The sequence below is a fragment of the Janthinobacterium violaceinigrum genome (assembly GCF_009208555.1).
Lineage (GTDB): Bacteria > Pseudomonadota > Gammaproteobacteria > Burkholderiales > Burkholderiaceae_D > Janthinobacterium > Janthinobacterium violaceinigrum.
Window position 1 is genome coordinate 146248 of record NZ_WFLI01000002.1, and the last position, 11489, is coordinate 157736.

Below are 11489 nucleotides of genomic sequence, written 5' to 3' on the forward strand. Positions count from 1 at the left end.
GTTACTTCCACTTGCCCCGCAATTCCTGCACCTTTTGCTGCAGCAATTCCGGCGTGGCGGCCTCGGGCGGCACGGGCATGCCCACGGCCAGCGACAGACGGGAGCGCAAGCCCGCCTTGAAGGCGCGCTCGAACAAATGGCCATTGCGGTGGCTCAACAGATGGCCCCACAGGCCGCGCAGCGCCAGCGGAATCACGGGCACCTTGCTGCGCTCGACGATCTTGGCGATGCCGCCCTTGAATTCGCTGATCTGGCCCGTGCGTGTCAGCTTGCCTTCGGGGAAGATGCAGACCAGTTCACCTTCATGCAGCGCTTGCGCGATATCGATGAAGGCCTTTTCCATCAGGAAAGGATCTTCCTTGGCCGGCGCGATGGGAATGGCCTTGGCCGTGCGGAAAATCCAGCCCATCAGCGGCATCTTGAAGATGCGGTGGTCCATGACGAAGCGGATGGGCCGGGGGCTGGCCGCCATGATGACGATGGCGTCCACATAGCTCACGTGATTGCACACCAGCACCGCCGCGCCTTCCGCGGGGATGCGCTCGCCATCGACCACCTTGACCCGGTGCACGGTCTGGATCAGGATCCACGCGAGGAAGCGCATGAGGAATTCCGGCACCAGCGAGAAGATGTAGGCGGCCACCAGCGCATTCAGGATGGCCGTGACGAGGAACAGCTGGGGAATCGTAAACCCCTGGCCCAGCAGCACGATGGCCACGCCGGCCGCCGCCACCATGAACAGGGCGTTCAGGATATTCATGCCGGCAATCGTGCGCGAAATGTGTTTCGGGTCGCAGCGCGTCTGGATCAGGGCGAACAGGGGCACGATGAAGAAGCCGCCGAACACGCCGATCATGACGATGTCGAGCAGGATACGCGGCACGCCCGCCTGGCTGACAAAGGCCAGCGCGTCGACCACTTGCGTATTCGCATACGCATTGCTGGCGAAATACAGGTCGATGCCGAACAGCGACAGGCCGATGGAGCCGAACGGCACCAGGCCGATTTCGATCTTGTGGCCGGACAGGCGTTCGCACAGCAGGGAACCCGTGCCGATGCCGACGGAAAACACGGTCAGCAGCAGCACGAACACGCTGTGGTCGCCATGCAGGAAATCCTTCGAATACACGGGGAACTGGGCCAGGATCAGGGCGCCGTAGAACCAGAACCAGGAGTTGCCCAGCATGGCCAGGAAGACGGGGCGGTTCTTGCGCGAGAAATTCAGGTTGCGGAACGATTCGGCCACGAAGTTCAGGCTCACCTTCAAGTCTGGCTCGGGCGCGGGCGTGCGCGGCACGCGGTAGCTGGCGATCAGGCCGAACACGGCCACGGCAATCGTCGCGCCCGCCACCAGTTCCACGCCCAGCGGCTTGTGCACGATCAGGACGGCGCCGAGGATTTCGCCCAATAAAATGCCGACAAACGTGCCCATCTCGATCAGGCCATTGCCGCCAACCAATTCTTCAGGCTTGAGCTGCTGCGGCAGGTAGGCATACTTGACGGGGCCGAACAGGGTCGAGTGCACGCCCATGCCCACCACGGCAGCCACCAGCAGCCACAGCGTATGCGTCATCCAGCCGGCGGCCGCCACTGCCATGATGGCCAGTTCCATCCATTTGACGAAACGGGCCAGGCCCGCCTTTTCAAACTTGTCGGCCAGCTGGCCCGCCGTGGCCGAAAACACGACGTAGGGCAGGATGAACAGGCCGGGGATCAGGTTGGTGATGGTGGACGGATCGAGCGTGGTCCAGCTCAGCGCATCGTAGGCGAGGATCACCATCAGGGCCGTCTTGAACAGATTGTCGTTGAAGGCGCCAAAGAACTGGGTCCAGAAGAAGGGCCCGAAACGGCGCTGCGACAATAAGGAAAACTGGCTGCTTTGACTCATGGCATGGGGACTGGCTATTAAGGAATTGCTAAAATACAGCACTATCCTGCGCACGACAATCTGAATGTCGTCATCTTGCTTGGCATCAATATGAAAAGCCCGCTCCGGTCCCATGCCTGCCTTGCCGCCAAACACACTTCCTGGCACTTGCCCCGACACGACAGAAATCGCTTGTTTCTTGATAATAAGGTAATGTGCGCATACATCGGGCGCCTTCGCCCTGCCCTTTCAGGAAAGCTGCCCCATGTTTGGATTGATCACGCTGTTCATCCTAGGCTTGCTCATTACCGCCTTCGTGCTGGTGCTGCAGTACCGCCGCAAGGTGGCGGATCTGGAATTGCTGACGGCGCGCCTGCGCAAGGAAGTCGACGGCATCCAGCAGCGCCTGCGGGCGCTGGAAGGCCAGGGCGAAGCGCCCGCTGCCGTTCCCGTCGTAGAGAGCGCGGCGCCGCTGCCGGTACCAATACCAGTCCCGGCGCCTGTTGCGGTTGCCCCGCCGGTGCCTGCGCCGGCGCCGCCAGCCGCCCCCGTGCCGCAAGCGGCCGCGAGCGAGCCCGTCGCACTGGCAAAGACCGCGCCAGCCGCCCCATCCGCCCCGGCACCATCGGCGCCGCCGCCCCCCGCCAGGCCCGCCCCTGCCGCGCCGAATACCCCGTCCTGGATCGCCCGCCCCGATGGCCTCGTTGCCAAGGCGAAGAACTGGCTGTTTACGGGCAATCTGGTAGCCAAGCTGGGCTTGCTGATCCTCTTCCTCGGCGTCAGCTTCCTGCTCAAGTATGTGTCGGCGCAGGTGACCGTGCCCATCGAACTGCGCCTGGCCGGCATTGCGCTGGCCGACATCGCCCTGCTGGCCTGGGCCTGGCGCATCCGTCTGAAACGCCCCGGCATCAGCCTGCCGCTGCAGGGCACGGCGCTGGCGATATTGATGCTGGTGACGTTTGGCGCCTTCCGCCTGTATGAGCTGATCCCGGCCGGCCTGGCGTTTGCCATGCTGTTCGTGCTGACGGCGTTCACGTGCCTGCTGGCCGTGCTGCAGAACGCCGTCTGGCTGGCCGTCTTCGGCATCGTGGGCGGCTTTGCCGTGCCCTTGCTCGTGTCGACGGGCAGCGGCAACCATATCGGCCTGTTCAGCTATTACGCGCTGCTCAACGCGGGCGTCTTTGCCATCGCCCTGCGACGCGCCTGGCGCGTCCTGAATGTGCTGAGCTTTGGCTTCACCTTTGTCGTCGCCACCACCTGGGGCCTGCTGCGCTACACGCCCGAGCACTACCTGTCGACGCAGCTGTTCCTGATCCTGTTCGTGCTGTTCTATGTCGGCATCGCCATCGCCTACTGCGCGCGCCAGGCGCCGCGCCTCAAGCACTACGTGGATGGCACCCTCGTCTTCGGCACGCCGCTGGCGGCCATGGGCCTGCAATACGGCCTGGTGCGGCACTTTGACTTCGGCCTGGCGTTTTCCGCACTGATTGCCGGCCTGTGCTACACGGGACTGGCCGTGGCGCTGTGGCGCAGGAATGGCTTCAAGCTGCTGGCCGAAGCCTTCCTCGCGCTGGGCATCGTCTTCGGCACCCTGGCCATCCCGTTCGCCCTCGACGGCCGCTGGACGTCGGCCGCCTGGGCGCTGGAAGGCGCGGGCATCGTCTGGGTCGGCTTGCGCCAGCGCCAGACCCTGGCCTGGGCTTTCGGCCTGCTGGTGCAGGGAGCCGCCTGGCTTGCCTTCCTCGGCGCCATGCTGGAACTCGATACGGCAGCGGCCCTGCACGCCAACATCTGGCTGGGCTGCGCGCTGCTGGCCGCCGCCGCGCTGGTGATGGCCTACAATTTCCGCCGCCACGGCAGCCACTTGCATCCCGAGTTCATGAGCGGCCTGTCCGTGCTGTTCCTGACGGCCTCCACCGTCTGGCTGCTGGGCGGCATCTGGAACGAAATCCTGCTGCGCACGGAAGCAGCCACGCAGCTGAACCTGCTCACCGTCAGCGCGCTGGCCGTGGCCGCGCTGCTGGCGTGGCTGGCGCGGCGCGAGCAATGGCATGCGCCGCGCGCGCTGCTGCTGGCCGTGCAGGTACTGGCGGGCATGATCATGCTCAGCCGCGCCAGCTGGGTCTGGGACCAGCATCCGGCCAGCCTGTTCGGCGGCTCCTTCCTCAGCGCACTGCTGCTTGGCGCCGCCGCCTTTGCCAGCGCCCGCTTCCTTGCGCTGCGCGCGCGCGGCGGCGACGAGCTGCTGGCCCTGGTCGCGCGCCCCCTGCTGGCCTGGAGCGGCTTGCTGTGGTTTGCCGCCATCCTCGTGCCGCTCGTCAGCTGGCTGCTGCGCCTGATCGACGGCGACCTGTCCCTGCAGCCGCACGCGGGCGAGCACTGGCTGGCGCTGTACCTGATTGCCGTGTGCGTCACGACACCCGTGTTCGCCATCCTGGCGCGGCGCCTGGACTGGCCGCAGCTGCGCTGGTTCAGCGTGGCCGCCTGGCTCGGCCTGGGCCTGTGGAGCGCCAACCTGCTGCTGGCGCTGTACCTGCGCGACTACCTGCCCGGCGGCTGGAGCTGGCTGGCCCTGGCCAGTGCCCTGGCGGCCGGCGAATACCTGCTGATGGTCTGGCCTCAAGCGGGCTGGCAACTCGACGCGCGCGCGCTGCGCCTGCTGCATACGCTGCGCACGGCAGCGCCATGGCTGATGCTGTGGCCCGTGGGCGCCATACTCGTCAACGCCTGGCTGGCGGGCCATGCCGGCAACGTCAGCCCCGCCTGGGCCCGCTACTTGCCGGCCTGGGCCATGATGCTGGCCCTGGCCTGGCTGATCCGCCGCTGCCGCGCGGGCGCCTGGCCCGTGGCGCCGATTGCGGCGTGGTACCAGCGCCCCCTGATACCGCTGGGCGCGCTGTGGTCGCTGCTGCTGATCGCCGCGTGGAATATCGTCGACGACGGCGCCATGGCGCCCCTGCCCTATTTGCCGCTGCTCAATCCGCTGGACCTGAGCACGGGCTTTGCCATCCTGCTGGCCATGGCCAGCTACCGTTTGTTGCCAGCAAGCCAGGTCCCCCTGCCCGCCCTGTGGCAAGCACGTTTGCCCGCCGTGGCCGCCTGCTGTGTGTATGTCTGGTTCAACCTGATGCTGCTGCGTACGGTCTCGCACTACCTGGGCGTGCCGTACACCTTCGATGCCATGCTGGCCTCGCAGTTTGTGCAAGCGATGCTGTCGCTGGTGTGGAGCGTCACGGCCCTGCTGCTGATGCGCCACGCGGCCCGCCAGCAGCGGCGCCAGCAGTGGAGCCTGGGCGCCGTGCTGCTGGGGCTGGTCGTACTGAAACTGTTCGCCATCGACCTGTCGAACGTGGGCGGCATCGAACGCATCGTGTCCTTCGTGGGCGTAGGCTTGCTGATGGTGTTGATCGGCTACCTGGCGCCTTTCCCCAAGGCTGCCGCGCCGGCCGCACCACAGCAAGGAGCCGCATGAAATCGTCACTCCTCTTTTGCAGCATGCTGGTCATGGGTGCCGCGCTGGCCGCGCCAACGGGCCAGGTGCCGGACCGGCCACACGACTACGGCTGGAGCATGCCCGTGCATGTGCCCGCTGGCGCAGGCATCGTCCAGCTGCCCCTGCCCCGGGAAGTCTACCTGCACGCCAGCTCGGCCAGCCTGGCCGACGTGCGCCTGTTCGATGGCGACGGCAAGCGCCTGGCCTATGCCATGGTCGCGCCTTCCGCGCAATCGGCCATGCAGCGGACAGATATTGCCGCGCGTATCTTTCCCGTGACGGGCACGTCCAGCCTTGGCGTGCAGGGCATCGATATCCGCACGGCGGACGATGGCCGGCTGCTGTCGGTCAGCACGCGGGCCGGCACGACGGCCGGCACGGCCGCGCTGCAGGCGCTGATCCTTGACCTGGGCAAGCAGGCGCAAGGCAGCCACATCGCCGCCCTGCGCTTCACGGCACCGGCCCGCACGGACAATTACAGTGCGCAAGTGCTGCTGGAAGTAAGCGACGACCTGAAGCAATGGGACGCCATCGGCACCACCACCCTGAATTGGCTCAGCAACAACGACACGCAAACCCTGGCCAACGACAGCATCGCCTTCGCGCCGCGCCCGTTCCGCTATGCACGCCTGAGCTGGCAAGCGGGCGAACCGCGGGCCTTTGCGGCGATCGCGGCGCAAGCCGTCAGCGAAACGGAAGTCGCCGCACCGCGCGCCGCCATCGTGCTGCAAGGCGTGCCCGGTCAGCAGGACCATGAATGGCGCTATCCCGCGCCCATCGCCATTCCCGCCGACAGCATCGCCCTGCAATTTACGCAAAGCAACGTGGTCTTGCCCGTGACCCTGGGCGTGTATCGCCAGAACAGCTACGTTCCCCGGCACCGCCTACACCTGCGCCAGCAGACGCAACCGGTACAAGGCCCGTATTTTGATGCCTTGCTGAGCACCACGTTTTACCGCATCGGCCTCGATGGCAAGGAAAGGATCTCGGGCGACCTGGCCATGCCCGTGACGCAGACGGCACTGTGGGTCATGCAGACGCCGACCGAACACCCGCTCTCTGCCGGTAATGCGCCCGCCTTGCGCCTGGGCTGGACACCGGCCACCATGGTATTGCTGGCCAGCGGCAAGCCGCCCTATCAACTGGCATTCGGCAAGAGCAATGCGGCAGCCGTGGCGCAACCGCTGTCGCAGGTGGCGCCCGGCTTCCAGGCCGATGAATTGCTGGCCCTCAAAACCGCCAGCACGGGCCCGCTCCAAGCCAACGGAAACAAGGCACCCGCGCCCGCCGCCAGCCAGGATGCAGCACCATGGCGCCTGGCCGCGCTGTGGGGCGCCCTGCTGCTGGGCGTGGGCGTGCTGGGCTTTTTTGCCTGGCGCTTGCTGACCCAGATGAAACAGGAGCAAACGGATCCGGAACAAGCGGGCCAGGAACACGCCGACCAGGAGAAAACGGACGGCGGCACGCAGCGCGGCTAGCGGCCAGGAAGCGCCGGCTTACTGGCTTGCTGGCTGGCGTGATGTGCTGGCTAACTGGCTTGTTTGCTGGCTGACTAGCTTACTGGCCGACTAGGCTGACTGACTAACTGGCCTACTGGCCGACTGGCCGACTGGCGCAGCCGTGTGCCGCAGCAGCGCCTTGAACGTCCGCGGCATCCAAGGACGCGCCGCCAGCATGAAGCTGATGGCCAGGCGCTCATCGCCGGGCAGGCGCGCGTCTTCCTGGTGTTGCTGCGAAAACTCCACCGCCACTTGCTTCAAGCGCTCCAGCAAGGCCGCCGTGGATTTCTTCGACAGCATCACGTTCACCAGGCGCAGCAATTCCGTCTCGCCATCGAATTGGGAATTCAAATAGTCGCCATACGCCTCCTGCTTGAAATACGTGTGGATGGGGCCGTTCGGTATCCACGCAAACGTGCGCGCCACCAGCAATTTGACCCGGTTATTCGGCAGCAGTTCCAGAAAACCGATCTTGTCGAGGCGCAGCAGATATTTGACAGCTTGCGCTTCGCTGATGTCGTAAATGGCGACGATCTGTTCCAGCGGCAGCAAGTTCAGGGCGGAGACGGCCACCACGAACAGCCGGGTGTCTTCGATGATTTCCTTTTCCTGCGCATACGTCAGCCCCGTGATCAGGGTGGGCGCGGCCTGCGCCGTCTGCACGGCCTGCGCCAACTGCTGGAAATCGCTGCCGATGGCCACCAGGATCTGGTCCAGGCGCTGCAGCGTAAATTGCTTCTGCGAAAACATCCGCTTGACGCTGGCTTCGGAGACGCCGATGCGCTGGGCCAGCTCGGCATAGGTGACGGCGCGCGCCTTCAGCAGGCGTTTCAAGGCTTCGATCAGGGCGTGGGTTTGCGGCATGCACTTCCTTTATAAAAATAGCATCGGTTCAAGCGGCAAAAAAGTAGCGCAATACGCTACCTGCGGTATGCCTTCCCGCTACGAGTAGCGTTTTCATTGACCAATTGCCCACAGTCTACAATGATGGCGTTGCCACTTGGCACACTTGAAGGAGAAACACATGAAACGCCTGCTGCCCCTCTGCCTGTCCCTGTCGCTGCTGACGTTCTCCGTGGCCGCCCCCGGCCTGGCGCACGCTGCCGCGTCCGAGAACCTGTCGAACGGCTCGCAAAACCTGAGCCAGGGTTCCGCCATCGTTGTCGCCGGTTCCATGTCGATGCTGGTCGCGTCCGGCCAGGTGGTGGTCGCCAGCGTGGAGACGGTGGGCGAAGGCATCGTCATCGTGCTCAAGGGTGCTTCCGAAGCGGGCGGCGCTTCCATCCAGATGAGCACGCAAGCGGCCAAGGGCCTGTCGCTGGCCGCTGGCACGGTGGTCAATGTGGTGGCGCTGTCCACCGGCCATATGCTGGTGCTGTCCGGCAAGGCCATCGCCTTCATCCCGAACGAACTGGGCAAGGCGCTGCTGCACCACTCGAAAGTGTAACCATCAACAATGAAGAATAGACATCCCATGAAACATCTGCTCGCCACCGCCGTGCTGTGCGCCACCACCCTGGCGCCGCTGGCCCAGGCCGCCAACTCCGACACCACCAATGCGTCCGACAACGCCAGCATGGCCTCGGCCATCGTGCTGGTCGGTTCCATGTCGGTGCTGGCCGCCGCCGGTGAAGTCGTCGTCGACAAGGTGGAAGATGTGGCCGACGGCAGCGTGCTGGTGCTGAAGAGCGCAGCCAGGGGCGCGTCCTCCGCCGCCACGGCTTCCGTCAAGCTGAGCCAGAAGGCCATGCAAGGCCTGTCGCTGGCGGCCGGCACCGTCGTCAACGTGGTGGCCGTCTCCACGGGCCACATGCTGGTGCTGTCGGGCAAGACCATCGCCTATGTGCCGAATGCAGCCGGCCAGGCCATCCTCCACCATTCGAAAGCGTGAACCCCATGAAACGCCTGACCGTGATTGTCATCAGCCTGGCCCTGGCCGGCGCCGCCCATGCGGGACGCTCGTGCGAGGAAAAGCAAACGGATGCGTCCACCCTCGTCAAGTCGATGGACCTGGCGCAAAAGACCCTGCAAGCGCTCGATGGCTCGGGCGCGCAGGTGGCGCTGGTGGCGCGCGCCGGGCAGGACCTGTCGAAATACAATCTGCGCTATTCGCACATGGCGCTGGCCTGGCGCGACCACCCGAAAGGGCGCTGGCTGGTCGTGCATGAACTCAATGAATGCGGCACGGCGCAATCGTCGCTGTACAACGAAGGCTTGGGCAATTTCTTCATGGATGACGTGTTCATGTATGAAACGCTGATCCTGGTCCCGGGCCAGGATACGCAGCAGCAACTGGTGCGCCTGCTGACCAGCAACACGCCAAAGCGCCTGCATGAGCCGCACTACAATATGCTGGCCTACCCGTTTTCCACCAAGTACCAGAACTCGAACCAGTGGGTGCTGGAAACCCTGGCTGCCGCCAGCAACGAGCCGGGCAAGATCGAAACGCGGGCCGAAGCGCAAGGCTGGCTGCGCAGCGCCAGCTATGCGCCGCAAACGCTCAGCATACCCGCCGCCACGCGCCTGGGCGCGCGCATGTTCCGCGCCAATATCGCCTTCGACGACCATCCGTTCGAGCGCCGCATGACGCGCCAGATCGACGTCGTCACGGTGGACTCCATCGTGCGCTTCATGCGCCAGCGCGAGCCGCAGATACAGGAAATCGTGGTGCGGGGAAATTAGTCCGGAGCCATGCCGGACAGGACCAAGGCGGGCGCCTGCGCCAGCGGCGCCGCGCAGCACAGCACGATGGCCAGTTCGGCATGGTCCAGCGCCACGCAGCTGGCCGCCTCCCTACCCAGCTTGTAGCGCGCCTCCGCCTCGCTCCAGCGCCGGTAGAACGCCGCCCGCCCCTGCTCCAGCGGCAGCTGTTCCAGCTCCGCCGCCACGGCCGGGCCAAACGCCTGGCGCGCCAGCGCCAGCACGTCGCGCCGCGGATCGCGCATTTCGATATCGAGTCCCAGCGGCGTCGTGACGCTGAGCGCGCATGCGACCCAATGGCCGCTGTGCGCAATGCTGAAATGGGGACCATCGGCCGGCGACAACAGGCGCGGCGCCTGCCCCGGCCGCTCTTCCAGCGCGATGGCGGCCGGCGCCACGCCCAGCAACTTCCCCATCGCCACGCGCAGCAAGGCGCGCCCCAGCAGGAACTGGCGCTGGCGCTGCGGCCGCACGAAGCGCGCGTGGCGGGCCGCTTCCCCCGCGCCCAGCCACGCTTCATACTGGGTCTGCTGCGCGGGATCAATGCAGCGGGAATCGAGCAGCCAGATGGCGGCGCCGGGCAGGATTGTGGACATGGCAGTGCGTCGATAGGCAAAGGCGCAGTCTGCCACAAATCGGCGGAATAAAGATCGGCGGCACGAAGGCCGATAACAGGCCGCGGCAAAAAAAATGACAGCGCGGTTGCCCGTCGCTGCCATTTGAACAAGCTCGCCGACGCTTGCGCGCCGCGTCCGTCCTAGTTCGTCATGGGTGCCGCGACGGCTTTGTCATCGGCGCCTGTCGGGCCGCCTTCGGCACGTACGTAGTTGGCCTTGATGTACGCACTGGTCAGGTTGGCAATGCGCGTCAGCATCAGGTTGTCATGCACGCCAAACGTGAAACCGGCTGCCATGGCATCGGCACGCTGGAAGAACTCCGGCGTCGCTACCAGCGCACCCTTGTTATCGCGGATCATGACGCGCATGCGCACGCCCGAGCTGCCGGCCAATGGACCCAGGAAGACGCGCTTGGCGCCGCTCTTGAACTGGATTTCTTCCACGATAGGCTCGATGATCAGCACGCGGCCATTGGCCGGCGCCGCGTTCCAGGTCGTCAACGATTCGGCCAGGTCCTTGCGGATGTTTTCATCGATTTTCGCCATGCCCGCCTGGTTGCCCGCGTAGCCTTGGGCAAACACCGTCGGCTTGACTTCGATGCGGCCAAACGACGAAAACGCCTCGCTCGGTGCCGGATTCTGCGTCGACGATGCCTTGATCGCCGTGGCGCAGCCCTGCAACATGGATACTGTCAGCAGTGCACCAGCCAGGATGGTGGTTTTTGATACTTTGTGCATATTCTCTTTCTATTTTTTATTGGAGTGGCTTCCAGGCGCCTTGAACTTGCCAATGGCGCCCTTGACCTGTTTGAACAGCTTCCTTGCTACTTGCCTACGTACTACCTGCTTGCTACTTACTTGCCTGGTTTCAACTTCACGAACTCGCCCTTCAAGGCCACGCCCGTCATCATCGTGCCTTCATGACACTCGAATTCCGTGGCGCTGGAATTTTCGACATTTTTGTAATTGCTGACGATATTGACGACGGCATCGGCGCCCACCGATTGCGCGCGCTTTTGCAGCGCCAGCATGGCCGACAGGAAGGCCCAGTTGCACGACGTTTCCGCCGACTTGCCGACGCCATTGGTCTTCTGGCTGGTCTTGTCGCTGCTGATGCGCGTGGCAACCGGCGGCGTCGGCTGGTCGCCAAAATAGAATTTGACGGTGTCGCCAAGGCGCGCCTGGGCATCGTTGGCGCTCATCGCATTGGCGATCGACATCATGTGCCGGGTGTCGCCTGCCTGTGCCGGCAAGACAACTGCCAGCGCTGCACCCATTGCCGCCAGGATCATCATTTTTTTCATGCTGTTTTCC

10 protein-coding genes are annotated in these 11489 nt (G+C 64.8%); 5 read left to right on the forward strand and 5 right to left on the reverse strand.

The genetic code is table 11. The annotated features are described in order from the left end of the window. Nucleotide 1: 1 nt before the first annotated feature. A complete protein-coding gene (locus GCN75_RS02270; RefSeq protein ID WP_152281157.1) occupies nt 2-1888 on the reverse strand; it encodes an MFS transporter in 1887 nt (628 codons plus the stop codon). Between the two features lie 244 nt (nt 1889-2132). Here GCN75_RS02270 and GCN75_RS02275 point away from each other — a divergent pair, with 244 nt between their 5' ends. Further along, complete coding sequence (locus tag GCN75_RS02275) at nt 2133-5339, forward strand: DUF2339 domain-containing protein (protein WP_152281158.1); 3207 nt, start codon at nt 2133-2135, stop codon at nt 5337-5339. Then, the gene (locus GCN75_RS02280; RefSeq protein ID WP_152281159.1) at nt 5336-6838 is read left to right on the forward strand and encodes a DUF3999 family protein; all 1503 of its coding nucleotides are present in this window, start codon (nt 5336-5338) and stop codon (nt 6836-6838) included. Before GCN75_RS02275 ends, GCN75_RS02280 begins: the two co-directional genes overlap by 4 nt. Before the next feature lie 90 nt (nt 6839-6928). Here the strand turns inward: GCN75_RS02280 and GCN75_RS02285 are convergent, their stop codons facing one another. Beyond that, nucleotides 6929-7723, reverse strand: coding sequence for a helix-turn-helix domain-containing protein (locus GCN75_RS02285; RefSeq protein ID WP_226941021.1), 795 nt, complete (start codon nt 7721-7723; stop codon nt 6929-6931). A gap of 160 nt (nt 7724-7883) precedes the next feature. Here GCN75_RS02285 and GCN75_RS02290 point away from each other — a divergent pair, with 160 nt between their 5' ends. The 3 genes from GCN75_RS02290 to GCN75_RS02300 are packed head-to-tail and all read left to right on the forward strand — an operon-like array spanning nt 7884 to nt 9541. After that, entirely contained in the window at nt 7884-8306 is a 423-nt protein-coding gene (locus tag GCN75_RS02290) for a hypothetical protein (protein WP_152281160.1), read from the forward strand. 27 nt (nt 8307-8333) lie between these two features. Next, on the forward strand, nt 8334-8750 hold the full coding sequence (locus tag GCN75_RS02295) for a hypothetical protein (protein WP_152281161.1): 417 nt from the start codon (nt 8334-8336) through the stop codon (nt 8748-8750). A gap of 5 nt (nt 8751-8755) precedes the next feature. Beyond that, complete coding sequence (locus GCN75_RS02300) at nt 8756-9541, forward strand: DUF2145 domain-containing protein (protein ID WP_152281162.1); 786 nt, start codon at nt 8756-8758, stop codon at nt 9539-9541. Here GCN75_RS02300 and GCN75_RS02305 read toward each other — a convergent pair. The 3 genes from GCN75_RS02305 to GCN75_RS02315 form a co-directional block, all read right to left on the reverse strand. Next, nucleotides 9538-10155 (reverse strand): 4'-phosphopantetheinyl transferase family protein, encoded by a 618-nt coding sequence (locus tag GCN75_RS02305; protein ID WP_152281163.1) that lies wholly within the window; start codon nt 10153-10155, stop codon nt 9538-9540. The genes GCN75_RS02300 and GCN75_RS02305 overlap by 4 nt on opposite strands. 161 nt (nt 10156-10316) lie before the next feature. Continuing rightward, complete coding sequence (locus GCN75_RS02310; RefSeq protein ID WP_152281164.1) at nt 10317-10913, reverse strand: hypothetical protein; 597 nt, start codon at nt 10911-10913, stop codon at nt 10317-10319. Nucleotides 10914-11029: 116 nt separating this feature from the next. Then, the gene (locus GCN75_RS02315; RefSeq protein WP_152281165.1) at nt 11030-11479 is read right to left on the reverse strand and encodes an excinuclease ATPase subunit; all 450 of its coding nucleotides are present in this window, start codon (nt 11477-11479) and stop codon (nt 11030-11032) included. Nucleotides 11480-11489 lie beyond the last annotated feature (10 nt).